At 40.8% G+C, this 25,446-nt stretch carries 27 protein-coding genes and 1 other RNA gene; 8 read left to right on the top strand and 20 right to left on the bottom strand.

The features are described 5' to 3' along the window. The first annotated feature begins 246 nt into the window (after window positions 1-246). A complete protein-coding gene (locus tag ACTJJQ_RS07040) occupies window positions 247-726 on the top strand; it encodes a hypothetical protein (RefSeq protein ID WP_007500681.1) in 480 nt (159 codons plus the stop codon). Here the strand turns inward: ACTJJQ_RS07040 and ACTJJQ_RS07035 are convergent. The 7 genes from ACTJJQ_RS07035 to ACTJJQ_RS07005 form a co-directional block, all read right to left on the bottom strand. Continuing rightward, on the bottom strand, window positions 723-2,348 hold the full coding sequence (locus tag ACTJJQ_RS07035; RefSeq protein WP_440600059.1) for a YndJ family protein: 1,626 nt from the start codon (window positions 2,346-2,348) through the stop codon (window positions 723-725). The genes ACTJJQ_RS07040 and ACTJJQ_RS07035 overlap by 4 nt on opposite strands. Then, a complete protein-coding gene (locus tag ACTJJQ_RS07030; RefSeq protein ID WP_440600058.1) occupies window positions 2,341-2,946 on the bottom strand; it encodes a DUF4166 domain-containing protein in 606 nt (201 codons plus the stop codon). Before ACTJJQ_RS07030 ends, ACTJJQ_RS07035 begins: the two co-directional genes overlap by 8 nt. Further along, entirely contained in the window at window positions 2,909-3,790 is an 882-nt protein-coding gene (locus ACTJJQ_RS07025) for a hypothetical protein (RefSeq protein WP_440600057.1), read from the bottom strand. The genes ACTJJQ_RS07030 and ACTJJQ_RS07025 overlap by 38 nt, the downstream gene beginning before the upstream one ends. A 151-nt stretch (window positions 3,791-3,941) precedes the next feature. Further along, complete coding sequence (locus ACTJJQ_RS07020) at window positions 3,942-4,514, bottom strand: TetR/AcrR family transcriptional regulator (protein WP_008346533.1); 573 nt, start codon at window positions 4,512-4,514, stop codon at window positions 3,942-3,944. 3 nt (window positions 4,515-4,517) lie between these two features. After that, the gene (locus tag ACTJJQ_RS07015; RefSeq protein WP_440600056.1) at window positions 4,518-5,237 is read right to left on the bottom strand and encodes an MBL fold metallo-hydrolase; all 720 of its coding nucleotides are present in this window, start codon (window positions 5,235-5,237) and stop codon (window positions 4,518-4,520) included. Window positions 5,238-5,275: 38 nt separating this feature from the next. After that, complete coding sequence (locus ACTJJQ_RS07010; RefSeq protein ID WP_440600055.1) at window positions 5,276-5,752, bottom strand: GyrI-like domain-containing protein; 477 nt, start codon at window positions 5,750-5,752, stop codon at window positions 5,276-5,278. 53 nt (window positions 5,753-5,805) lie between these two features. Beyond that, window positions 5,806-6,729: a helix-turn-helix transcriptional regulator gene (locus tag ACTJJQ_RS07005; protein WP_242730558.1), complete on the bottom strand. Its 924-nt coding sequence runs from the start codon at window positions 6,727-6,729 to the stop codon at window positions 5,806-5,808. 118 nt (window positions 6,730-6,847) lie between these two features. Here ACTJJQ_RS07005 and ACTJJQ_RS07000 point away from each other — a divergent pair, with 118 nt between their 5' ends. Continuing rightward, window positions 6,848-7,372: a hypothetical protein gene (locus ACTJJQ_RS07000; RefSeq protein ID WP_035391760.1), complete on the top strand. Its 525-nt coding sequence runs from the start codon at window positions 6,848-6,850 to the stop codon at window positions 7,370-7,372. A gap of 35 nt (window positions 7,373-7,407) precedes the next feature. Here the strand turns inward: ACTJJQ_RS07000 and czrA are convergent, their stop codons facing one another. After that, window positions 7,408-7,737 carry a Zn(II)-responsive metalloregulatory transcriptional repressor CzrA gene (gene czrA, locus ACTJJQ_RS06995; protein WP_007500691.1) on the bottom strand — a complete coding sequence of 110 codons (330 nt, stop codon included), beginning with the start codon at window positions 7,735-7,737 and terminating at the stop codon, window positions 7,408-7,410. Between the two features lie 187 nt (window positions 7,738-7,924). Between czrA and ACTJJQ_RS06990 the strand changes: the two genes are divergently transcribed. Then, entirely contained in the window at window positions 7,925-9,250 is a 1,326-nt protein-coding gene (locus tag ACTJJQ_RS06990; protein WP_242730560.1) for an APC family permease, read from the top strand. A gap of 97 nt (window positions 9,251-9,347) precedes the next feature. After that, window positions 9,348-10,010, top strand: coding sequence for a lysozyme family protein (locus ACTJJQ_RS06985; protein ID WP_017359484.1), 663 nt, complete (start codon window positions 9,348-9,350; stop codon window positions 10,008-10,010). Between the two features lie 34 nt (window positions 10,011-10,044). Here the strand turns inward: ACTJJQ_RS06985 and prpB are convergent, their stop codons facing one another. The 4 genes from prpB to ACTJJQ_RS06965 all read right to left on the bottom strand — a co-directional run bounded on the left by prpB (window position 10,045) and on the right by ACTJJQ_RS06965 (window position 14,263). Next, window positions 10,045-10,962, bottom strand: coding sequence for a methylisocitrate lyase (gene prpB / locus ACTJJQ_RS06980; protein WP_039963936.1), 918 nt, complete (start codon window positions 10,960-10,962; stop codon window positions 10,045-10,047). A gap of 12 nt (window positions 10,963-10,974) precedes the next feature. Further along, a complete protein-coding gene (locus ACTJJQ_RS06975) occupies window positions 10,975-12,411 on the bottom strand; it encodes a bifunctional 2-methylcitrate dehydratase/aconitate hydratase (RefSeq protein WP_163116367.1) in 1,437 nt (478 codons plus the stop codon). A 2-nt stretch (window positions 12,412-12,413) separates the two neighbouring features. Beyond that, window positions 12,414-13,556 (bottom strand): citrate synthase, encoded by a 1,143-nt coding sequence (mmgD, locus tag ACTJJQ_RS06970; protein ID WP_440600054.1) that lies wholly within the window; start codon window positions 13,554-13,556, stop codon window positions 12,414-12,416. Window positions 13,557-13,723: 167 nt separating this feature from the next. Continuing rightward, the gene (locus tag ACTJJQ_RS06965) at window positions 13,724-14,263 is read right to left on the bottom strand and encodes a DUF420 domain-containing protein (protein ID WP_008346516.1); all 540 of its coding nucleotides are present in this window, start codon (window positions 14,261-14,263) and stop codon (window positions 13,724-13,726) included. A gap of 204 nt (window positions 14,264-14,467) precedes the next feature. Here ACTJJQ_RS06965 and ACTJJQ_RS06960 point away from each other — a divergent pair, with 204 nt between their 5' ends. Then, window positions 14,468-14,974, top strand: a complete 507-nt coding sequence (locus tag ACTJJQ_RS06960; RefSeq protein ID WP_440600053.1) for a hypothetical protein — start codon at window positions 14,468-14,470, stop codon at window positions 14,972-14,974. Between the two features lie 152 nt (window positions 14,975-15,126). On the opposite strand, the gene ACTJJQ_RS06955 is transcribed toward ACTJJQ_RS06960, so the two are convergent. From ACTJJQ_RS06955 to ACTJJQ_RS06920, 8 genes are all read right to left on the bottom strand, one after another. Then, on the bottom strand, window positions 15,127-15,918 hold the full coding sequence (locus tag ACTJJQ_RS06955; protein WP_007500712.1) for a LysM peptidoglycan-binding and 3D domain-containing protein: 792 nt from the start codon (window positions 15,916-15,918) through the stop codon (window positions 15,127-15,129). 256 nt (window positions 15,919-16,174) lie between these two features. Next, window positions 16,175-17,956, bottom strand: a complete 1,782-nt coding sequence (gene recQ, locus ACTJJQ_RS06950; RefSeq protein WP_327855393.1) for a DNA helicase RecQ — start codon at window positions 17,954-17,956, stop codon at window positions 16,175-16,177. 135 nt (window positions 17,957-18,091) lie between these two features. Further along, window positions 18,092-18,277: non-coding RNA, 6S RNA (ssrS, locus tag ACTJJQ_RS06945), on the bottom strand. 133 nt (window positions 18,278-18,410) lie between these two features. Beyond that, a complete protein-coding gene (locus ACTJJQ_RS06940; RefSeq protein ID WP_440600052.1) occupies window positions 18,411-18,911 on the bottom strand; it encodes a TraR/DksA family transcriptional regulator in 501 nt (166 codons plus the stop codon). A 90-nt stretch (window positions 18,912-19,001) separates the two neighbouring features. After that, window positions 19,002-19,649 carry an SDR family oxidoreductase gene (locus ACTJJQ_RS06935; protein WP_007500715.1) on the bottom strand — a complete coding sequence of 216 codons (648 nt, stop codon included), beginning with the start codon at window positions 19,647-19,649 and terminating at the stop codon, window positions 19,002-19,004. 177 nt (window positions 19,650-19,826) lie between these two features. Then, window positions 19,827-20,168, bottom strand: coding sequence for a PH domain-containing protein (locus ACTJJQ_RS06930; protein ID WP_008346505.1), 342 nt, complete (start codon window positions 20,166-20,168; stop codon window positions 19,827-19,829). A 277-nt stretch (window positions 20,169-20,445) separates the two neighbouring features. Continuing rightward, window positions 20,446-20,583, bottom strand: coding sequence for a YozQ family protein (locus ACTJJQ_RS06925; RefSeq protein ID WP_017359491.1), 138 nt, complete (start codon window positions 20,581-20,583; stop codon window positions 20,446-20,448). Window positions 20,584-20,632: 49 nt separating this feature from the next. Continuing rightward, on the bottom strand, window positions 20,633-20,845 hold the full coding sequence (locus ACTJJQ_RS06920) for a DUF6501 family protein (RefSeq protein WP_017367443.1): 213 nt from the start codon (window positions 20,843-20,845) through the stop codon (window positions 20,633-20,635). Window positions 20,846-21,054: 209 nt separating this feature from the next. On the opposite strand from ACTJJQ_RS06920, the gene ACTJJQ_RS06915 reads away from it, so the two are divergent. From ACTJJQ_RS06915 to ACTJJQ_RS06905, 3 genes are all read left to right on the top strand, one after another. After that, a complete protein-coding gene (locus ACTJJQ_RS06915; RefSeq protein WP_440600051.1) occupies window positions 21,055-22,539 on the top strand; it encodes an aldehyde dehydrogenase family protein in 1,485 nt (494 codons plus the stop codon). Between the two features lie 100 nt (window positions 22,540-22,639). Further along, window positions 22,640-24,517, top strand: a complete 1,878-nt coding sequence (locus ACTJJQ_RS06910; protein WP_440600050.1) for a terpene cyclase/mutase family protein — start codon at window positions 22,640-22,642, stop codon at window positions 24,515-24,517. After that, window positions 24,510-25,331 (top strand): superoxide dismutase, encoded by an 822-nt coding sequence (locus ACTJJQ_RS06905; RefSeq protein WP_039165508.1) that lies wholly within the window; start codon window positions 24,510-24,512, stop codon window positions 25,329-25,331. Before ACTJJQ_RS06910 ends, ACTJJQ_RS06905 begins: the two co-directional genes overlap by 8 nt. Window positions 25,332-25,446 lie beyond the last annotated feature (115 nt).

Genomic DNA, 25,446 nt, shown 5'->3' with positions numbered 1-25,446 from the left:
TTCTTTCATAAAAAGGTCACATTTTTCTTCTGCTAGATGACCACTTGTCTCCCACTAATTTCTTTATTGTAGCACAACCTACTCTTCTAAAAGAAAGGGTTAAAAAGCCTATTCATTGAAAATCCCCGTTAGTTTACATAATGATTTTATAGTAGTCTATTAAATATTTGCAACATGAAAATGAATTCGGTAAAATGGCAAATAATCCTACTGCTTCCTCTCGAATATTTCAGGGAGGGTTAACACTTGTTTACATTATCGGATATGTGGACGTTTTGCTGGTCGTTTTTCGTCATTCTTCCTATCGTTGCCATCTTGCATCAGCTGGGCCATATTGTAGTCGCATGGCTGTTTGGAGCAAAGGTTTCGTTTGCGCTTGGCCGAGGCAAAAAAGTATTGAAAATAGGCGTCGTTGAAATTAGAAGAATCTATTTTCTAGATGCTTTTTGCCACTATGAAGAAATGAGGAGAAATAACCGTTTCTCACACATTCTTGTCTACTTAGGCGGATCATTATGCAACCTGCTCAGTGTTCTCATATTGAACACAATGATCGCCAACGATTTCCTGCCAGAACATCAATTTTTCTATCAATTTGCTTACTTCTCAGTCTACTATGTATTTTTTGCTTTACTGCCAGTACAGTATGCAGATCATCATCCGAGTGATGGGCAAGCGATTGTGAACATCATTCGTCACGGTGAACCATGCGACATCATTGACTAAGATGAGTGGCTTTCACTGTCGATTTGATACTGAATCGTTAAAAAAGGAATACCGAATAGCTTCATTTGATGAATCGCTGTGAGACTTTTTTCCGTCTTCGCTTTCATATGAAAGCTTTCTTCCATTGGCAGTTTCATGGTGATGAAAGACGTATGCAAATACAATCCTTCATCACCCGTACTGCCTTTTGGACTTTTACTTTTTAATAGAAAATCTTCCTTTTCATTCAAAGGTTTTAAAATAGCCGTAAGCTGTGAAAAAGGAAGCGGCAAAGCAATATTCATATAGACTGTCTCTTCATCATGGTGCTGGGCATAGAGCGCATAAAAGACTTGCTCGCCTTTCTCATTGCGCCTGACCCACACACGTACATTCTCCCTTTCTTCAAGAGGATGTTGAAATCTTGAAAGACTCCCCGGCATTTCATATGGCATTCGTGATGACCCTAAATAGAGCTGTCCTATTTGTCTAAAAACAGGCTGAAGCAAAAAGACAAACGGCCTTACCCACCAATGAAAACAGACGGCTGCTTTTAACGTAAAGGACATCGGGTCTTCATAAAATCTGCGAATAACAGGTGACACACTCTCTGCTGAAAATGCCTTTCCATTTAATTGGTCAAGAGAATCGACTAAACCAATCTTCTCATCATGCTGCATGTCGTCATGTTGAAAAGACATGATCTGAAAACGACCGTGAACTCTCGATACCGGAAAATCCTTCTGTTTCAATCGATCAGCTGGTCTTTCAATCAACCATCCAATGAGGCCTGGTAAAATAACCAAACTTGCATTGATACTGCCATGAAACCAAATCATTTGATCCATGCTGATGTAGGTAACATGTAAAAGCATTCCGGCAGAATAAAGGAATGATAGGACGATCGTTCCCATTAACATGATGCTAGAAAACACAACGAACCCTTTTGCGACAGTTGAACGAAAAGAAGTTGTCATACATAAAATTCCATACAAATAAAGTGCGATCACATAAAGAACGACGCTGAACGTATCAAACAGGCGAGAATAGCTGATTCCCACAGCAATCATCACTGGCGACAGTAAAATAACCCAGCCACCCACTTTGTATAGCGTCGTCTCTTTTTTCCGCTGCCTCCCCAATAATCCATAAAAGATAGGGATAAAAAAAGCCGAATAATGAAAATGAATAGCGGTCAAAAGTACAATCATCGGTGAAAATGTCATCACTTGTATATCTGCTATGTACAGCCAGAACCAAAGCCCACCTAGAGCGATATACATACATGCGCCATCGATCATCAGCTCATGAAGCGGATGGGCCCCTCTTTTCAGCAAACGAGTGAAACCAAATAAAGCCAGAATCATTGTAAAGAAAAGCCATCCCAATGCAAGCCAAAGAGAATGATAGATGAATGCGCCTGTTGCACATAGAGCTGCTACTGGAAAGGCTTTCATTATGAAGCCGATCAGCCCCTTCTGCTGCCGTTTCTTCTCTTCCTGATAAAAAAAGTGTAAGAAAGCGGGAAGAAAAAATAACATCGCAATCAAAACAAAAAATTCTGGTATGGGAGCTGTCGTCAAACGGGTAACGAGAAAGCAGGACAGCAACATGATGCTACACATCAAATGCCATTTATTCATGAGGTGACACCCTTTCCGTAAACCGGCCCTTATAAGTAAAAAGAGTGCCAAAAAGGCGATTTTTCACTTGAACATCAATGGTATACTCACCTGCATGCTCATCGTAACCTTCTGTTACATCAGATTCACCATAAAGCCAAGAAGGCAGTGGCCACTCCCGCCCAAACAGCAAAAACTTTTGCTTACCTGATTGAATGTGCAAGAACCCTTTTTCCGTGACTGTAAAATGAAGCTCTGACACAAGAAGCCTAGGTTTTCCAAAGTAGTCCAGTACTTGATGGCTCTTCTGATCAATGATCATATCTGCATCAAAATGTCTTTCCTTTTCAGGAAAATAGAACGTTCGAAACCAGTGCATCCCTTCTTCTCCCTTACTTGTCGTAAAAGGCTTGTTCACAATTTGGAAGGGAATATTTCGCCCTCTTTCAGGAAAAAAACAGCGAAACAATGGGCCGATTTTGAATAACAATCGGATGAGCTTTGTCCCGCCTCCTATTTCCTCCATGATGCCTTCGGCCGTAAACGCGCGGTTATAACGTTCTTTTAATGTTGGATGCAGCTTATCGTAGTCCTTTACTTGATGATGATGAACGACCATGTCTTCCTCCCCTTTTTCGTTTGATCGAAAACACATCTACACAATCTTTTAAATTGATCATTCCTGCAACGGATAAAATGAAAAATGCACTCAGCACCAGCGGCTCGTGCAGAGTCGTTTCTGGCGATAAAATCCCTATACCAAGCATCAGCAGCAGAAAGATGCTTTGAAGGATGAATATATATTTCTTTGGTAGTTTAGGCATGAGCCATGATACACCTAATAGCGCATAAAACAATTGAAATCCGGTGCTATGTTCAAAAGCAGAAGGTGAAAAAGGAATGATCGCTTGACATAACCAGACGATAGCAAACAACAAACAAATGCCATAATGGGCAAGTGTTCTCTCTAGCAGCAACCGGGGATGCGTGCCCTTTTCAAGCCACGTCTTTAATGCGCCAAAGCTAAAGGCAGTCATAAACCCCATCATTGGTCGAAAAAACAAACGGTCTGCCCATTTCCACCCTTTTCCTTCCTTTGTTTCATAATCAAATTGCGTTTGAAACACAATGTGATCATTCGTTTTCATGTATTTCCAATACCCTCCGCCTTCTTTGATGAAAGACAAAGGGTGTGATGATTTAAATTGAAGTGAGGATGCTCTTTCATGACGCTCATCCTTCACGCTCGTTCGATACGCTCCTGTCCCAGTTACACTAATGCCGAATCCAAGGTGTTTCTCATACAAAAAGGATTGGGGCTGTTCATCACTAGGTCCATTTAATGAAATGGTCGAAAATCGCAAATCCCATTGTTCATGAAGCTTTGGATTTTGCGTATACTCCCATACTTTTTCAATAGGTGCTTGAATGGTTGTTTCCACATAAACAGGCTTTCTTTTCATCTGCCTCTACTCCTCTATGTGAATTATTTCACATAATAAGCATACCATGTTTCACAAAACTGTCAAATCTTTATTGGTTTTTTACCCAAAAAATGTTTTGATTTGTTTACATCTCCTTCATCATATCGGTTCGATACATAAAAAAGACCTGTCAATGAGACAGATCTTCTTGCTCTTTGATGCCTGCAATATAAAGACGGACCGCATAGCTCACACTATCTTCAAGCTGTTCTTTCCGTTGAAATCCTTTTTTGTTTGAAATATCTCCAAAGCCGTGCAGTAAGCTTCTGAGCCCTCTGACGACATGCGTCATGTCCTCTTCTTTTACACCAAAACGAGACATGATGGATTGGACAAAATCAGCAAGATTCTCTGCAGCCACACTGACTTCTTTTTCATTCATATGTGAAAAAGCAGCCTCATAAAGACCGGGATGCTGACGGACAAATTGAACATATTGTCTTGCAAATGCTAAAACAGCGTCTTCTTTTTCCAGCCCCGCTGTTACTTGTTTGCCGGCCTCACAAAGCATTGTCAGCCCCTTGACAGCAAGAGCTGCCTGTATTTCATGAAGACCGGATATATGGTTGTAAAGAGATGGTGGTCTGATGTTAAGCCGTTTGGACAATGTAGCAATGGTCAAAGCGGAAAAGCCCTCTTCATCGACAAATTCGATGGCAGATTCAACAATTTTTTCTTGTGTGATACCCATTCTTGGAGACATGGCTTACTGTCCCCCCTTTTGTAGCTGCTGCTTCCTTTTTTCGATAGCGGCTCTGAGCTTTGTCTCAGGCTCTATGATGAGATCACCATGCCCTGCTGCGAGACAAGACAAGGGAAGTGCCAGTAATTTTTCAGCGCTTTTTAGTGCTGTTTCTGCATCCCAAGTGGCAAAAGCCGGGAATGGAAAGGTGAAGCGAAACTCACCCGTTACAAATAAACCGCCTTTTGTCACAACTGCATCACCCGCAATGACAACCCCTGACTTTTCATCGTATAAAGAGATGCTTCCTGGTGTATGTCCTGGTGTGGCAATGACTTTCAGGGACCCAATCTTGTCCCCTTCTTCAACAAGCACGTCTGGTTTTGTGTGAATGTCTTTTGAAAAACTGCCTTTGACTTTTTTCTTCGGCTCACCAGGAAGTAAAGAGAAATCGCCAGCAAACAGGCGAGCATCTCGTTTCGATAAATAAACAACTGCCTCTGGAAAAGCCTTTTTCACTTCATCTAGTGCGCCAATATGATCCATATGACTATGAGTCAGAATAATTTTGTTAATGGGTTTGTTTAATTGATGTGCAAATTCAATTATCGAGCTTGCTGCCATTTTCAAAGCTGCATCAATTAAGATGAGTTCATTCTCTTCCTCAAATACATAACAATTTACCGGAAAAATACGCGGCATTAATGTAAGCTGATGCAAACGGTCAAATGTTGTCAATCTCATCTTGTTTTCCCCCTAAAACTAATGTCGTTAGTTTTATATTAACTAATAGCATTAGTTTTAGCAACTATTTTTTCATCGACTGCAATATAAATATCAATTTGTGCTTCTTTTGGATCAATCGATCGTTCGTCGTACCATTCAAAATCGACAGTATATGTTCGCAAGTGACGCTGATCCCAACTCCAAATCTGCTGCCATGTTTCAAACACAACCTCTTCAATCGGGCCCTTTCTCGTTTGAAACCTTGCGTAGGTGGAGCTTGGAATCTCTTTTGCATCTTGTGCTAGCTGCTGGTCAACCAATTGCCCCGCTGTGAACAAATAAGTTCCATTTTCATCCTTTTCATAATCTGAATACAGCCCTATGACTGGCGCATGGCCCCCGCGAAGCTGCTGCGTGAAAAATTGCTGCCAAAGCGGTGCAATCTTCCGCTCGTTTGTTTGCTCCATTTCATTTGTTGTTCGAACAGATAATCCCTTGATCCATTGTTTCTGTAAAATCACGATATCGTACATACATTCTCATCTCCTTTTTTCCATCATATAAAAAGAAACCTGACAACATTGTGTCAAGTTCCTTTTGGTTTTTGAAATTGTTTCAACTTGAGATCAAATGCTTCCCGAACGGATAGCGGAGAGACAACCTCGACATCTGGCCCTAAATAAAAAAGAAAGCTATATAACCAATCATCCTGAGGCAACGTGATTGTGGCAAGATACGTACCATCTGCACATACGGTAAATTCATTTTCATCTATCCATTCCTTCACTTTACCAACAGAATCTTCAGTCAACCTGAGCGTTAGTGTACTGACGGAAGGTTCTTCGTGCCAAGAATCATTCCAAGGCTTTTCTTCATTTTTTATTCGTTTAGGAAGAAAAGATACTGAATGCGTGATAAGGTCTGACATTCTTTTAAGTTTAAACAGGCGAAACGCTTTTTTCACGCAGCAATACGCATACAAATACCAATGTCTTCCTTTTAAGACAAGTGTATAAGGCTCTACTTTTCTAGGAAGTGTTTCGCCTTTTGCATTGCGATAGGTGAACTGGATATATTGATGCGCTGAGGCAGCGGTATGAATGAGCTGGAGCTTCTTTTCTAAGTAGCTGTCTTTCCCCCAAGAGCTTAAATCAATAAATACATGTTGCTGTTTTTCATTTTGAGGCGGAATCAGGGATTTCATTTTCTTTAGAACATGTTCACTTTCTTTAAAGGTGTATGCACTCGTAATGCCTTCAAGAGCTGTTAAAATCAGTTCAATATCATCATCGGTGAATAATTTTTTCTCTAGACGATAGTCGTCAACGAGTGAAATTCCACCCCCTGCGCCTTGTTTTGTGACAACCGGAATCCCCGCTTGATTAATCGTATCAATGTCACGGTATATGGTTCTCACGCTCACTTCATGTAGTTCAGCGAGGTCTTTCGCCTGTACTTGCCGTTTGCTAATCAGTATCATCACAATGGACAAAACGCGATCGATTTTCATGACTTTTCCTCTTTTTCTTAAATATAGGTTTTGATTTGATAAAAAAAGAAAGAATGGTAATGATAAGTAACAGCCAGCATTCGTTTACATCCCTGCCTGTGCAGGAGGAGGTTGCATCATGACACATCACGTATGGCAGTTGTTCATGATCGGGATCGTCATGCTCGTCTGGATCATCATTCGAATGAATCGAATGAGACGCTATCAGCTTGTGCGCCCGGTAAATCTTTTCATGAGAATGTATGTATTTAGTCTCACTGCCCTTATTCTCTTATCAGAAGGATGGCAAAATCACAGTATTTTTATCTATGCCGTCATTGGCATGATCTTCGGGAGCAGTCTCGCCGTTCACGCCTATCAGACGATTCAGATGAAATTAGAAAATGGCCGGCTGTATATGAAAACAAGTAAATGGATTGAAAGCTTTATTTTATGTTTGTTTTTATCTAGGCTAGCATTTAAATCGGTCAATCTGACAACACATGCGATCACCAAAATGGATATCGTTGAATTGTATCAGCATATTGTCAGCGATGATGCGCTGACAATACTCAGCTTTTTCCTTCTAGCGGCTTACTATATTGTGTTTTCTTATCAAATGATGAAAGCAAATAAACGATCAACCCAAGTACATCATGCATAAAAAACCTTCCTATATAAAAGTAGGAAGGTTTTTTCTCAATCATGCTGTGCATGGTGTATCATTTGTTCAAGCACTTCCATCACATGCTGATCTTCAGGACTGTAAAAAATCGAGGTCCCTGCTCGTCTAGATTTCACGAGACGAAGATTTTTTAAAAAGCGCAGCTGATGAGATACGGTTGATTGCATAAGGTTTAGTGTTTCTGCTATATCATTTACTGAATGTTCACCTTGAGACAGCAAATGCAGAATACGAATACGCGTCGGATCAGATAAGGCTTTAAATGTTTGGGAGACAAGAAATAGACTTTCTTCGTCCAGCTCCATCCGTTCCTGTTCTTGATTTGTATTCAGTTCTTCCTTCATTTCGCTTCACCTTTCTTGTCAGTCAACTCACGACTTATTCTATGTATCATCATATACCAAAACGTGTAGCATGCAAAGCTTCCACACCTTTTGAAAAAAGATTTATTCAAATAGCATTGACACGTGGTAGCATTCTTTTTAAAATGAGCATTATTTATTCATTTTTTTAGAGGAGCTGATAGGCAAATTGACTGAAGAGCCAAGACTAAAACGCAGCCTGACTGTTTTTCCGCTTGTTGTGATCGGGCTTGCTTATATGGACCCACTTGTCGTATTTGATTCATACGGCATTGTTGCTCAGCTGACGAAAGGACACGTTGCTGCAGCTTATATCTTTACTTTACTGGTATTACTATTGACAGCGCTTAGCTATGGGAATATGGTGAAGGCTTTTCCAAAAGCAGGATCTGCATATACATACGCGCAAAAAAGTATTCATCCTCACGTTGGCTTTCTTGTAGGCTGGACACTATTGCTAGACTATTTATTTTTGCCTATGGTGAATTTTGCAATCGGAAGTGCTTATTTAACCGCAGCCTTTCCTGATGTACCTCATTACATTTGGATCATCATACTTGCTATCGCCATAACGACTGTCAATGTAATCGGTATACGTCTTACAGCCAACATTACAGCGCTATTTGTGACCTTTCAGGTGATTGTCGCTGTTACATTTGTTGGGTTTATTATTTATGGGCTCACGCAGCATGCAGGCACGGGAGAGTTACTGTCAACCCGTCCATTTTATTCAGCAAGCTTAGATCCCGCCCTTATTTTTTCCGGCGCGACGATTTTATGTTTTTCTTTTCTAGGATTTGATGCGATTTCGACTATGTCTGAGGAAACAATTAAGCCAAAAAGAACGATTCCTCTCGCTATATTTTTAACGGTCGCTATTGGAGGTGTGCTGTTTACCCTCACCTCTTATTTTTTACAGCAGGTGTTTCCAAATTTTCAACAGTTCAAGCATCCAGATGCGGCATCACTTGAGATTGCGGAATTTGTAGGCGACGCGTTTCTCCACTCATTCTTTTTAGCCGGCACCATGGTCGCTGTCATCTCTTCCTCCCTATCATCACATGCGAGTGCCGCAAGACTCTTGTATGCGATGGGAAGAGATCAATCACTACCAAAGCGTTTCTTCGGTTATATTCACCCAACATTGAAAACGCCTGTATTTAATATTTTATTAATTGGTGTTTTTTCGTTAACCGCAGTTGTTGGTGAGCTTGAGGTCATTTACTCGTTTATCAGCTTCGGGGCATTAATTGGATTTACGTTTGTTAACTTGTCTGTTTTCGCCTACTATTTCATCAAACAAAAACAAAGAGGTGTATTAAACACACTGAGGTATGCCATCATCCCTCTTTGCGGAACGGCTTTTTGTATTTGGCTCTTAACAAGCATCAGTACAAATGCATTAATCATCGGCATGGTGTGGCTCATGATCGGTTTTGTTTATTTCTGCTATAGACTGAAAACAAGAACAGAATTTACGTTTGGCTATGATTGAATATAAGGTTTTCACTTGGTATCCTGTGCAGGATATGGCATAATATAAAGGCTGTACTTCCCTTTTAAAAGCGGGGCAAAACAGGGGTGAACTGACCTTGAAAAAGAAAAAAACAGGATGTTTTGCCATTTCAGGCTGTTTCACGATTTTTCTGTTTGTTTGCGTATTAGCGGCCATTGTCATTTCCTTTAATCAAAAGGAGTTAAAAAAGCTGCCGATTGATACGGAATCAATTGTTTTGTCGAGACTGGATGATTACAAACCGCTTGTAGAAACAGAGTTAAGAGATCAAGATTTAGATCAATATACCGCGTTAATTCTCGGTATGATGTATCAGGAATCAAAAGGCAGAGGCGGAGATCCAATGCAGTCCTCTGAATCTCTTGGTTTGAAACGAAATGAAATCAATGACCCTCAGAAAAGCATTAAACAAGGAGTCCATCATTTTTCAACCATGTACAAGCATGGGAAGAAAAAAGGCGTTGATTTGGAAACCATTATTCAAAGCTATAACATGGGAATCGGCTATATTGATTTTGTTGCAAAAAACGGGGGAAAACATTCCGAAAAATTGGCAAAGCAATACTCCAAAAAGCAAGTGAAGCGAAACCCTGAAGTCTATACATGCGGGGGCGACAAAGATAACTTCCGCTATCCGTATTGCTACGGTGATTTCACTTATGCTGAAAAAGTAAAAGAAAAAACGAAAACAGTTGAAGAAAAGATGAAATTGGCTTCATCATCCACACCATCATCGTAAAAAAAGCACTTCCGTTTAGGAAGTGCTTTTCATTTTATGAATGCTCTTTCCCGATTTCCGGCAGGATCGTTTTGGCTAAATGCTGATCCATTTCTTCATATTCATCATAATGAATCGTTTCATATAGCTCTTTTCTCGTTTGCATGTCCTCCAGCATCCCCTGCTGAGTCCCCTTTTCCTTAATCTCTGTAAATAAACGCTCATACGCTTTTGCAGCAACTCTCAGGGATGACACTGGATAAATCACCATTTGAAAGCCAAACATAGAAAATTCGTCTGCATGATAATAAGGTGTTTTTCCAAACTCCGTCATGTTTGCAAGAAGCGGCCCTTTTATATTGTTTGAAGCATACGTGAAATCTTCTGCTGTAATCAGCGCCTCAGGAAAAATGGCATCTGCTCCTGCTTCTAGATAGAGATTAGCCCGGTGAATGACATCCTCCATCCCGTTTACTGACTTCGCATCTGTTCTTGCGATGACGAGAAGTGTAGGTGCCGCTTGTTTGATCGCTTTGATTTTCGCCATCATGTCTTCTACAGAAACGAGTGATTTTCCGTTTAAATGTCCGCATTTCTTCGGCATTTGCTGATCTTCAATTTGAACAGCCGCTACCTTGCTCTCAACCATTTCTTTTGCTGCCCTGGCTGCATTTAATACCCCGCCATAGCCAGTATCCATATCAACTAAAAGAGGCAGCTGAGAAGCTCGAATGATTTCCTTTGCCTTTTCCGCCATTTCAGTGGAATGAATCATACCGAGGTCAGGAAGCCCTTTGCTTGCGCAAAAAGCGGCACCCGATAAATAAAGCCCTTGAAATCCCATTTTCCTCGCATAGAGCGCAGACATTCCATCGTGAACGCCTGGAATTTGAAATAAAGCGGATTTGTGCATTTGCTCTTTAAAAGCTGCGGCTAAGTCAGCTTGATTTACTTCATCATTCACGATCCACACACTAGCTCCCCCTTATATGACAAATAAATCCATAAATGCTGGTACTGTCGTTGTTTTTAATTGATTTGGATTTTGGCAAAGTGAAACAATTTGATCGACTTGTTTTTGTGGAAATCTCGTTTTCAAATGATATGCCCATTTCTTTTCAAGTAGCGGGATCCCTTCCTGCCTTCTTCTGCGATGACCAAGCGGATATTCAATTTCAATTCGATCTGTCATCGTTCCGTCTTTAAAGAAGATTTGAACACAGTTTGCAATTGATCTCTTTTTCGGATCTAAATAGTCTTCTGTATACCGTTTATCTTCTTTGACGATCATTTGATCACGCAAACGGTCAATGAGCGGATTCTGCGCCGTCTCTTCTTCATAATGATCAGCAGTCAGCTCACCATAGATTAACCCAATGGCCGTAATATACTGCAAGCAATGGTCACGGTCTGCCGGGTTGTAAAGCGGTCCTTTTTTATCAATAATTCGAATGGCTGATTCATGTGTCGTAATCTCAATTCTGTCAATCTCATCTAAACGGTCTTTTACCGCATCATGTAGAATGACAGCGGCCTCAGCGGCAGTTTGCGCATGAAATTCTGCTGGATAGGCAATTTTAAAGAGTACATTTTCGATCACATATGACCCGAGCGGCTGGGCAAGTGTGAGTGGTTTTCCTTTCATTAACACATCTTCAAATCCCCACTTTTCTGCACTGAGGGGCGTCTGATAGCCCATTTCTCCTTTCAATGTCATCATCGCTAGTCTCACTGCACGGCTTGTGGCATCCCCTGCTGCCCACGATTTCCTTGATCCTGTGTTCGGGGCATGCCGGTACGTTCTAAGCGGTGAATTATCCACAAATGCTTGTGATAACACATGCTGCACATCTTCTTTCGTTCCGCCAAGCATTGCACAAACAACTGCACTTGATGCCACCTTGACAAAAAGAACATGATCCAAGCCATTTCGATTCAAACAATTTTCTAAAGCAAGCACACCTTGTATTTCATGTGCCTTTACAATCGCATGCAGTACGTCATTCATCGAAAGCGGTTCTTCTCCGTTTGCAAGCCTCGTTCTGCTAATATAATCACTTACAGCCAATATCCCGCCCAGGTTATCTGAGGGATGTCCCCATTCCTGTGCAAGCCACGTATCATTATAATCTAACCAGCGGATCATACATCCTATATTAAAAGCCGCTTGAACAGGATCTAATACAAATGAAGTGCCGGGCACTCTTGCTCCGTTAGGGACAACAGTTCCAGGTACGATGGGTCCAAGATGCTTCGCGCATTCTGGAAAGTTGAGCGCCAGCATTCCGCAGCCGAGTGTATCCATGAGTACATACCGAGCTGTTTCAATGGCCTCTTTGCTCGTAATTTCTCCATCCACGGCATAGGCTGCGATATCTTCTAATAGTTGGTCTGTTTGATTGGCTACTGCTGTTTTATTCATATTCATTCCCCCGTTTTTCCATCATCATTTGAGACTTTTAATCCTCTTGGTCCTAAATACCTTACTCTCGGTCTAAAAATCCGATTGTGTGAATGCTGCTCGATGACATGCGCTGCTAATCCGCTTGCTCTCGCAGCAAAGAAAATCGGTGTATAAAGTGAAATAGGAATGCCGAGCACGTAATAAATAGGTGCTGCGTAATAATCAAGGTTTGGATAGAGGTTTTTCTTTTCTTTCATGTATGCCTCGCCTGCGACGCACATGTCATAAAGCGTCGTGTCTCCTTTTGATTCGGTAAGCGTTTTCAACGATCTTTTTAAAAGAGCCGCTCTTGGGTCCATTTTTCTCATATATACCCGGTGTCCAAAGCCCATCATTTTTTCTTTTGCGGCTAATTTACGTTCAATGAGCGCAAGGAAACCTTCTGTTGTTTTGCCTTCGAGCAGCATGTGCATGACTGCTTCGTTTGCGCCTCCGTGTAAGTCACCTTTTAATGAAGAAATCGCTCCAGTAAAAGCACCATACATATCAGAATGAGTAGATGCAATGACTCTTGCTGCAAATGTGGAATTCGGCAGCTCATGCTCACTATAAAGCGTGAGCGTTTGGTCAAATGCTTTGATTTCGTCTTGTGCCGGAGTGCGGCCTGTTAACATCGCTAGGAAGTTTTCAGTGTAGGATTTGGTCTGGTCTGGAGTAGGTGTGGTGTCTTGTGTGAGAATATGATAGCTTCCCGCAACAATCGCTGGTAGCTGGCCAAGTAATCGAACGGCACGCGCTTGTTGGCATGCTTCTGATCGATCATTCAGTTGTTCATCGTACCCTGCAAGAGCTGATAAACACGTTCTCATGGCATCCATTGGGTGAGTGGTTTTTGGCAGTTTTGTCAAAATGGTTTGAATGGTTGAATGTAAGCTTGTTTGTGAGGAAATATCTTGCTGAAATTGGTGATATTCCATTGCATCTGGTAATCTTCCATAAATGAGCAGATAGGCTGTTTCTAAGTACGTCTTGCTTTGTGCCAGCTCGATGAGGTCATAACCGCGAATCACAATTTCTTCTTGCTGGACATCTAGGAACGAAATTGACGTTTCGCTTGCCACAATGTCTTCAAGCCCCGGTTTGTACTGCAATTGTTCAGTCATCATATAACCCCCGTTTCGTTCAATTGTGTTCTCCAAACGAGCAAACGGCCAGACATGATGTGATTCTATAGGTGGGAAGATACCGTGCAAGTCGGATACCCAATTCCCATTTTATCCAAAGCACTTCATCTTGTAAATAAAAGAACGTATGTCCAGATGGACATACGTTAGCTGTAGTATGGAGAAATCATGATATATACGATGACACCTGTTAGACTGACATAGAGCCAAAGAGGCATGGTCCATCTGGCAATTTTACGATGACGTTCGACTTGCATTTGTGCGCCTCTAAAGAGAGTGATCAGTGCAAGCGGTACAATGACGGCAGATAAGACGATATGTGTGATGAGAATAAAGAAGTAAATCGGACGAATGATTCCTTCTCCCCCGAAGTGTGTATCAGCTGCCATTGAATGATACGTCACATACGAAATTAAAAAGACAAGTGTTGTTGAAAAAGCCGCAAAGATAAATCGTCTATGGGCTTTAATGTTCTTTTGTTTAATCATAATGAGCGCTGAAAGTAAAAAGATAAACGTAAAACTGTTCATCACGGCATTCAGTAACGGCAGAAATGTAATATCCAGATGACTAAATTTATCTGTTTTTGGCATGAAAAATAATAAAGCAATTAAGCCGTTTATGGCAATTGTTAAAAAGACAACAATGCCGGTGAAATTTTTCGGTTTTTGATTCTGTTCGTTCATGTTTGAAAACCTCTCTTTATTAGTTCCGACTAAGAGTATGTTATTTAACTTTGTCTCTAAAGTCAATGAATTCGCTGTCTTCGTCGAATTTTAGACAAACTTGCCGATTGCCTGCCTTCTAGCGGCTTGAAAGATCCACTCACTTCCTTTAGAATGGGAATTTGTGTGGTTTTTATCAACTCTTCTATGAAAGGAGCAATAGACTTGTCAATCTTACAGGAAACAACAAAAGATGTGAAGACATTAGAGCAAGAATTACAGCAGTTGCAGTTCCAAATGTATCGAATGCAAGAAAATATAAAAGATATTTCAAAAAAAGCAAAGATTATTGGCATTGATCAAGCGAAGGAAGATGAATGGATGATCGTCTCTGCAATTGAGAATGCAGATACGTGCAAAATCATGTTAAGCGATTGTGAAAAAGCTTTTCGCGGACAATCTGATTTTTCCTTGATCGCGGAATATCCTGAAGAAGGAAAAATTCACATTGCCGATATTAAAGGCCCGCCTGATAATGGCTATGGATCCATCTGTATGAAGCATTTAAAAGAAATCGCAAGAGAGCAAAACATTCCAGTCATTACTGGGGATCTCGTCAAAAGAGATTGGAACCATGTGGACCGCCTGATTCATTTTTATGAAAAACACCATTTTGATGTTCAAATTAATTGGGAAGAGCAAAGCGGAGAAATTTATTGGGTGGACAGCTAACGACACAAAAACCAGCGTTGAGATGGACTTATACGCTGGTTTTTGTCGAAAATGCAAATTTTTCAGAAAAATATGTGTATTTCCGGCCAAAAAAAGGTATAATAAAAGCATCAGGCCGCCACCTGATGCTTTCTTCCAAAAACAATAGACTACTAGTTAAGTACTTTCACTTTGACTGATTTTACGCCCCAATTTTTAGCTTGGGATTTGCTTGGTACGTGTACATCAATTTTGTTACCTTTAATTGCGCCGCCAGTATCTGCTGCGATGGCTTCACCGTAGCCTTCAACATAAACCTTACTTCCTAATGGAATGACATTAGGATCTACTGCGATTACTTTTGCATTTGGGTTTTTGTTTAAGTTTACCCCTGTTGCAGTGATACCTGAGATGCCACCATCATTTGCTGTATAAGCCGTAGCCGTTACAGTCATTTCTTTTTGAACACTTTGACTAGCAGAAGATGATTCTGCTTTAGCTGTTTCCTTTTTAGGAGCAGCTTTTTTCGTTGTTTGCTCTTTTTGGACAGGTGCCTGTTTTTGAACAGGTTCTGAGCTTACCGGAGCTGAGCTTTGACCAGCAACACTTAATGTTGAACCAATCATAATTATATCTGAGTTTAAGTTATTCCAAGACTTAATATCGCTAATTGACACATTGAATTTTTGAGCGATTTTCCAGAGGCTGTCCCCCTTCTGGACTTTGTACTGCTCCTGAGTTTTCTCTTTTGAAGAGATTGTCAATTTATCTCCTACATAGATCATGTCTGTAGATAAATTGTTCCAACCCTTTAGGTCCTTTAGAGACACATCATTTTTTTGAGAGATTCCCCAAAGTGTATCACCTTTCTGTACAGTGATTTCCTTTGCAGAAGCTTGCTGTGCTCCTAATGCTGTTGTTGAGATTGCTGCAACAGCAACCAAGGACATAATAGTCTTCTTCATAAAGTAAATCCTCCCTTGTTAGCTTTTTATGGCGGCTAACGAGTGCTATCGTAACATATGTAAATGTCATTTCAATAACAAAACGATATGTTTTAGATTACAGTTCCTTTACATGAAACATCTCTCTCCATTGGTAAATCAGCCCACTAAATGGCTCAATTCCGCATCATATCAAGGTTTTAAAGAGATGGAAATCATCATGATGAAAACGCGTCCAAGTGAAACGAAAAAAATTTATTTTCCTTCTTCAAACTCTTTATTTTTTCTCTTTTTCTATAAATAAACGAATTTCTTCTAAAAAAACATCTCCATATTTCTCTCTTTTTTGTGCGCCGACACCTTTAATATTTAAAAGTTCTTCTTCTGTTTTAGGCTCTACTGCTGACATTTCCTTCAATGTTTGATCAGAAAAGACAACAAATGGCGGAACGCCCTGCTCTCTTGCCAACTTCATTCTGACCATTCTTAAATGCTCAAATAATGCATCATTTTCTTGAATAGCCTCTGCCTTTATCGCCTGCTTTTTATAGACGGTCTCCTGCCCCACTAGCACTTTCTTTCCTTTTTGTGTCACTTTTAGTGTTGGAAAAGCTCCTTCAGACATGTGTAAATACTCTTCCGTAATTAAAAATTCAATGAAATCACTGATATGTTGGACTGAATGCTGTTTCATTAAAGCATAAGTAGGCAGCCGGTCGAAACCAAAATCAAGCACTTTTTTATTTTTAGAGCCGGCTAATACTTGAGCTATCATCATTTTTCCGAATCGTTCGTTCATTCTAACGGTACACGACAAAACCATTTGTGCTTCTCTCGTGACGTCTTCACGCTCTCTCTCGTCTAGACAGTTGCTGCATTTTTGACAAGGGGCACTTGATGATTGGTCAAAGTAATCCATCACAAATTGCTGAAGGCACTGTTCCGTATGACAGTAGTCTACCATTTGTCTCAACTTGAGCAATTCATGCTGATACCGCAATTCATCTTCTGTTGATTGTTCAATGAGAAAGCGCTGCACGCGTACGCCTTGCGGTGAAAACAGTAAAATGCATTCACTTTCAAGCCCGTCTCTCCCGGCACGTCCTGCTTCTTGGTAGTAACTTTCAATATCTCTTGGAATTTGATGATGAATGACAAAACGTACATTAGACTTATTAATCCCCATACCAAATGCAGATGTAGCTACCATTACTTGAATATCATCATTTAAAAAAAGATTTTGCTGTTCTTCTCTCACTTCATCATCTAATCCTCCGTGATAAACACCCGCTTTGATCTTTTGCTTTTTTAGACGATGATAAATTTGATCTGCTTCTTTTCGTGTGGCTGTATAAATAATGCCTGACTCAAGACTGTTTTTCTTCATATATTGTGTGATGAATTGGTCGCTGTTCTGCCCTTTCACCACTTGAAAAGACAAATTTTCTCTAGCAAAACCAGTAAAGATTGTTTCTTCTTCGTCCATGCCAAGTTGCTCACATATATCCTGTTGGACCTTCTTTGTAGCAGTGGCTGTTAATGCTACAATAACAGGCCTTTTTGAAAGCTTGTTTACACATTCTTGTATAAAGCGATAGCTCGGTCTAAAATCATGTCCCCACTCAGATATACAGTGCGCTTCATCAATAGCCATTAAAGGAATCGTCAATCGATCAAGCAGCTGAAAAAAACGTTCATTTTGTAAGCGTTCAGGGGTGATATAAAGCAAATCATACTCCCCCTGTTCACATTTTTTCAGCCTTGTATTCATTTCACCTGCTGAAAGTGTACTATTTAAAAAGGACGATCGTATTCCCATCTCATTTAACGCATCAACCTGATCTTTCATTAAAGAAATAAGCGGAGATACAACGATTGTCGTTCCTTCCATCATAAGGGCAGGAATCTGGTAGCAAACCGATTTCCCTCCGCCTGTCGGCATAATGCAGACCGTATCCTTCCGTTTATTCACAATCGATTCAATGGCTTGTTTTTGTCCTTGTCTAAAAGCATCAAAGCCATAATATTGTTTAAGAAGTGCTTCTGCTTGTTGTAACATCCAATTCCCTCTCCGTCGTTTGTTTTGTCTATTTTAACATACATTTGTACATCCACATTCGGTCTGTTCAAAATCGTATTTTGGACAAAATAAAAAGCCATTTTCCAAAAATGGAAAATGGCTTGAATCATCCTAGGAAAAGCTGCGGATGCCGTAATCTAAGTAAGAAAGTTTTAAACCACCACTCCTCAAAGTGGGTGTTTGCAGAAACGTTCCTGTCTTCCTCTCGAAGGAGGCGTGACATTCCGGCTTCAATATAAAACTCCCTATTACAGCTTAAAGGTTAAAACTTAATTAACATTACGCGCATCGCAGCCTTTAAACTATACTACACGAAAGTTTATTAAATTTCAAGATATGTTTTTTCTAAAAAAATACTCATGTATACAAGATTTTTGTCCATGTAGACGTGGGAAAACATTATGGTGAGAAAACATAAATTCCTCTCATCATGTTATTTTTCCTCATCTACATCAACATCTTGCTCTTCTTCTAGCCTTTCATACGTATCTGAATGTAATTGATCCATTGTTTCTCTATTTGTTAAATCACGCATTTGCTCAGAAAACGAACGGTCAAATTCATTTGGATCTTGATTGGTTTCTTCATTTTTCTTTGCATCAATTGAATAACGAGTATAGGGTATTGCTTTCAAACGTTCATATGGAATGTCTTTTCCTGTTTTTTCACAAATTCCATATGTTCCGTCTTCCATCCGCTTAAGCGCTGCATCAATTTCACCTTCGAGCTGATCATCGACTTGATCCAGCGTCTGTTCGGTCATGCGATCTAAATAGATGCTTCCGTGATCTGCGATATGGTTTCCAACACCATTTGAAATCTCATTCGATTCGACCAGCATGGATTCTTCTTTCTTTTTTGATCCTTTCACATCTTCTTTTAATTGAATAAGTCTTTCATATAAATCAGCTTTTTGCTCTTTCGTTAAGCTCACGGTCAATCACTCCTTTCTCTTTACCTTCCCGCTCCATGCGAAATGAAAACATCAAAAAAAGCCACCGCCTTTGGCAGCAGCTTTCTTCATTTAAAGATTGCGAAGTGCTTCTTCTACTGGTGTATCACCTTTGATTAAGTCAAAGGCTTTATTTTTCACATTGGATTCCGTTAAGCTTTCCACTAAGACAGTGGCTACATCTTCTCTTGAAATCTCAATGTCTCGATCGTCTGGAATATGAGCAGCCGCTTCTATTTTCCCTGTCTTCTCCTCATGCAGCAGTGCTCCTGGCCGCACAATGGTGTAAGAAAGACCAGACTGTTTTAAATGTTCATCGGCTTTTCTTTTCGCTTCATAATAAATCTCCATACTGCCTTGTCCTTTTCCTTGATGAGGATCGTCGGCATTATAAGAACTCAGCATCACAAAATGCTGAATATTTTCTTTTTTGGCTGTATCAACGAGGCGTTTTGCCCCCTCTTGATCAACAGCGATGGTTTTATCTGCACCTGTTTTTGAGCCTGAACCAGCTGCAAAGATGACAGCTTCTGCTTGCTTCACAGCATCTGTCACATCCTCTTCAAGATCACCGATGACAGGCGCTGCACCAAGTTCTTTTAGCGCATCTGCTTGTTTTTCATCTCGAATGAGAGCAAGCGGCTCATGTCCTTTTTCTTTTAAATATCGAATGACAAGTCTCCCTGTATGTCCGTTTGCTCCAGCAACCAATACTTTCATTGTTCATTCTCCTTTCTGTATCTGTTTCATCTTTATCCTTTTTTGATGTGATTCAAACACACGAATAGAAAAAAGCCTTCCCCACTGTGTTGGGAAAAGCTCAAGGGATATGCGATAGATAAAAATAAGAACAAAGAATGAGAAAAGTGCATGTGATCTATGTAATCGCATCGTTGATCAGCAAAGATGTTTTGTTAAAATGGCCTGCACGTCACTCAAATCTGTATCTTTAGAAAAATCGAGTTCAAATACTTTTGAGCTTGTAACAAGCAGCATACCAGTGTCCTGATCAAACACGCCAGCTTCTTGAATGGCAAAACTTTCAATAGATCGATACGGCAAGGAGACCCTGACTTTCTTTTTAGAAAATACGCGGTTATCGCCAAAGATCAGTCGTTTATTGGTGAAACAAATTTGGTCGTGACGCAGTCTGTAAACAGCCTCAATTCTTTCTCCTTCAATTAATAAGGATTCGAATTTTTTATGATCATTTTGTTTACTGACAGAAAAAATACCCACGTAAACCCCCTCTTCCTGCATCAAATTCCTTTATGACAAAACGGCCACACGGCTCTGTGGGTACGTTTTATTCTCACTTATAGAATACGCTATAAATCGTCGTTATTCCATTACGAATAGATTAAATTTCATTTAACTTTTTCTTTTTGATCCGATGCTCTTTCCTCTACTTATTTAGACTGTTAAAGCAGGAAAAAAGTTTCAGTTTTTTTCAAGAAATCATTCGTTGTGAGACCATAAAAAAACAGTGATTATGTAAAATCACTGTTTTAAATGACTATTCATCTTTCGGGGTATCAATCGTTCCTTCGGCATATACATCAGAAATTTGCTCAAGTGTAATCGCCATATCAGCATCTTCATTATCATGCCAAGCATTTTGATGTTTCTGCTCTTCTTGCTGCTGCTTTTTCATCATCATCACCCTTTACTGTTTTTCTTAGTATGAGTGATGACCATCAAAATCATTCAGCAGAATTGTCTTCGAAATACTCTTTGTAATACCCGCCTACTTTACCCGTATTATCAACGACAAAGAGAAATTCCTCTGTTTCATTTTTCACATCATATGTGTGTCCAACCGTTAATGCCCGGTCAACCATATATTTTTTCGCATTTGTATGTACACATTTTACTTGTTTTACCGTTTCAGCCGTTTGCCAGTTTTGATGGATCATGATTTAAAAACTCCTTTTTTCATCTATACATTTATTGTAGCCAATTTTTCGTGAAATGCAATGAGTGTTATCGATTGCTTTCAAAGATGTCGTGTAATATGATAAATGTATACGTTTACATGCGTGTGCGTATACAAATGGCTTCATGTCCGCTTTTTCCACCTAGAACTCGCAGAACAACCCATATCTTTAAGGAGGTTTGTTTATTTATGAGCTCTACAACACTTCAAATCAGTTCAAAACTCGAATCTTTTCTCCAAGGGACGAAAAAACTCTACATTAACGGTCAGTTTGTCACAAGTCATGATAACAAAACATTCTCTACGCCTAACCCTGCCACAGGAGAAACCCTTATTGATGTATATGAAGCAGGTGCAGCCGACATTGATGAGGCAGTAAAAGCTGCTAAAAAGGCGTTCCATGGACCTTGGCGTTCTATGTCTGCAGCCGAACGTGCCCGCTTGATGTTTAAGCTGGCAGATTTAATGGAAGAACACCTAGAAGAACTGGCTCAGCTGGAAACACTTGATAATGGAAAACCAATTAATGAAACAACCAATGCGGATATCCCTCTTGCCATTGAGCACATGCGCTATTATGCAGGGTGGACCACAAAAATGACTGGACAAACCCTTCCTGTCAGCCAGGGATATTTTAATTATACTCGCCATGAGCCTGTGGGCGTTGTGGGACAAATCATTCCTTGGAACTTCCCGCTGCTCATGGCCATGTGGAAAATGGGTGCTGCACTAGCAACAGGCTGCACCATCGTTTTAAAGCCAGCCGAACAAACGCCACTATCTGCTTTATATTTAGCTGAATTAGTGGATAAAGCCGGATTCCCAGAAGGCGTGATTAACATCGTTCCTGGATTCGGTGAAACAGCCGGTGAAGCATTAACCGATCACCCTGATGTCAATAAGCTGGCTTTCACTGGATCAACAAGTGTTGGGAAATTGATCATGGAGAAAGCAGCCAAATCCATCAAGCGTGTTACTTTAGAGCTTGGCGGAAAATCGCCGAATATTATTTTACCAGATGCCGATTTAAAGAAAGCCATTCCAGGTGCATTAAACGGCGTGATGTTTAACCAAGGTCAAGTGTGCTGTGCAGGATCAAGGGTCTTTGTGCACCGGAGCCAATATGATGAAGTCGTCGATCAAATGGCTAAATATGCGACATCATTAAAACAAGGAGCTGGTCTTCATCATGATACCCAGATTGGGCCTCTAGTGAGTAAAGAGCAGCATGAACGTGTGTTAGGTTATATCGAAAAAGGGAAGTCAGAAGGTGCAACAGCCGTAGTCGGTGGTGACTGCCCTTATGAAGCAGGCTATTTCGTCTCCCCTACTGTCTTTAGAGATGTAGAAGATGAAATGACAATCGCGAAAGAAGAGATCTTCGGTCCAGTTCTATCTGCGATTCCTTACGATTCCATTGATGAAGTGGTCGAACGGGCCAATCAATCTGACTATGGGTTAGCGGCAGGACTTTGGACAGAAAACTTAAAGCATGCTCACGATATCGCTGCACGCCTAGAAGCAGGAACCATTTGGGTCAACTGCTATAATGTCTTTGATGCCGCCTCCCCGTTTGGCGGATATAAACAGTCAGGCCTTGGCAGAGAAATGGGATCATATGCCCTTAACAATTATACAGAAGTCAAAAGCGTGTGGATTAATCTGCAAGACTAATCATTTAAGAAAGCCGATGACGATGTCATCGGCTTTTTTTGAGCTGTCATGTGACAGGCCGACTCCTGAATATAGTGATAAAGGAAAGGAGCATGGCCGAATGCAAGATTTTAAAACGAGAGTCAACGAATATATCGATGAACTGCACATGCAGGTAGAACGCAGACAAAGAGAAGATGGCGCATTTATTTTCTGCTTTGAAGGACCTATGATGACAAATGCTTTTTTCATTATGCTGTTAAAAGCCGTTGGTGACCCTGATCAGCAATTGATCCATCAATTGGCCGAAGCAATACATGCCAAACAAAATGAAGATGGTTCCTTTTCTTTGTATCATGACCAGTCGGGACATCTCACAGCTACAGTACAAGGTTATTGCGGCATGCTCGCATCTGGCAGATTTCAAAAAGACGAGCCCCATATGGAAAAAGCAGCACAATATATTCGCTCAAAAGGTGGACTAAAGAGCGTTCATTTTATGACAAAATGGATGCTTGCCGTAAATGGCATGCACCCTTGGCCCTACTTCTATGCACCTCTTTCCCTTTTACTCATCCCTACGGCTTTTCCACTGCACTTCTACCACCTTAGTGCCTATGCAAGGATTCATTTTGTACCCATGATGATCGCACTGAACAAACGGTACACCTCTCATGCTGCGTTTCCATCATTAGCCCATCTTGATGAAAACATGTCTAAAAATCCATTTGACTGGTTTATGGCAAGAGAAGAACGTTCGACTGATGACTTCCTCATGTATATGCGGTCATATACAGCCCTCGACAGCCGGCTCGACTTTTTCGGATATGAAGCGGCAAAGCGATACATGTTTGACCGTCTTGAAAAAGATGGGACGCTGTATAGTTACTTAAGTGCAACCATCTTTATGGTCTATGCCCTCATGAGCCTTGGGTACTCCCCTGGACATCATCTCATCCAAAAAGCAGTCAGAGGTATGAAAAGGCTCGTCACCTCCTGTCAAGGCAAGATATATGCTGAGAATTCCACCTCGACTGTGTGGGATACAGCGCTTGTCAGTTACGCTTCTCAAAGAGCAGGAAGAAAACGAGAAGATCCCATGATCATGAATTCCTTCAACTATTTGCTGGACCGGCAGCAAATGAAGAAAGCGGATTGGGCAGTTCATAACCGTCATGCTGCTCCCGGGGGCTTTGGTTTCTCACATATCAATACGAATAATCCTGATTGTGATGACACGCAAATTGTGTTAAAAGCGATTCCAAAAGAATACGATCCACTTCAGTGGAAACGAGGATATGACTGGCTTCTCTCCATGCAAAACCGTGATGGCGGCTTTTCTGCTTTTGAAAAAAATCAAGATCACTTTCTACTTCGTCACCTTCCGCTTGAATCTGCGGATGATGCGGCGATTGATCCGTCAACTCCTGATATTACTGGTCGTGTGCTCCATTTGATTGGTTTAGAAGAAAAAGATACTGCTTCACCCTCGATTCTCAGGCAAAAAGATCGATGTGTAAAATGGCTCATTGACCACCAAGAGAAAAACGGATCATGGTTTGGCAGATGGGGTGTTTGTTATATTTATGGAACTTGGGCGGCGTTAACAGGACTGAAAGCGGCCGGCGTTCCCTCCTCACACCCTGCTGTGCAACAAGCGTGCCGTTTCCTAAAGCAGATTCAGCTTGAAGATGGCAGTTTCGGAGAATCGTGTAAAAGTGCAGAACTGAAAACCTATGTCCCGCTTCCCTTTGGCACAGTGGTTCAAACCGCATGGGCGACCGAGGCGCTCCTCCAATATGAGAAAGCAAATAACGCAGCCATTTTGAAAGCTGTCTCCTTTTTAGTGAACCATCACCATACTGAAGAAGCCATGTACTATCCAGTCGGCATTGGACTGCCAAAACAATTTTACATCACCTATCATAGCTACCCATTTGTGTTTCCGATGATGGCTTGTTCTACATTTTTAGACGAAATGAGGCGTATACATGAATAAAGAAGAATATCGCTCACAGCTCAAAGAGTGGCTTAGCACGATTCAACATGTGTGGCAAGATGATAAAATTCATCGAAAAGTGGAAAATTTACGACTCAAAATGGAGGATGATCATTCGAGTGAACAAGAATGGTACGAACTAGCCGAAAGGATTGCAGAAGACATGCAGCCACACGAAGAAGTGCGCGATGTAGCAGCTGGAAATCATCAGTTACCACCACTGCCTTATCGGTATGACGCGCTCGAACCTTATATTTCAAAAGAAATTATGTACTTGCACCATCAAAAGCATCATCAAACTTATGTTAATGGTCTAAATCAAGCTGAACTTGCGCTAAAAAAAGCAAGAAGAACCAATGACTTTACGATGATCAAGCATTGGGAACGTGAACTTGCCTTTCATGGGGCAGGACATTATTTACATTGTATCTTTTGGTTTTCAATGAGTCCTTCAGGAAAAAGAAAACCTACTGGTCAAATGCTTCGTCTCATTGATCAATCATTTGGCAGCTATGAGGCGTTCAAGTCACATTTTTCAGCTGCTGCCAAACAAGTAGAAGGTGTCGGATGGGCGATCCTTGTATGGTCCCCGAGATCTCAGCGTTTAGACATTTTACAAGCAGAGCGCCATCAGTTCCTCTCGCAATGGGACATCATCCCCCTTCTTGCTCTTGATGTGTGGGAGCATGCCTATTACCTCCAATATCGAAATGAGAAGGCGCAATATGTAGACCAGTGGTGGAATGTCGTTGACTGGCGTGAGCCAGAAGCAAGACTAAAACAGGCTCAACAAGTGAAATGGACACCTTTTTGATCGCATACTCCACATAGTTCATATACTATGTGGTTTTTTATTAGTTTACATAATAATATTATGAATACCTAATACAAAATCATAGGTTGTTTTTTCAGAAAATTCATTTAAAATA

The sequence above is a fragment of the Bacillus sp. 22483 genome (assembly GCF_052044605.1).
Lineage (GTDB): Bacteria > Bacillota > Bacilli > Bacillales > Bacillaceae > Bacillus > Bacillus altitudinis.
Note: the sequence above shows the minus strand (reverse complement) of the source record. Positions and strands in the feature narration are given on the sequence as shown.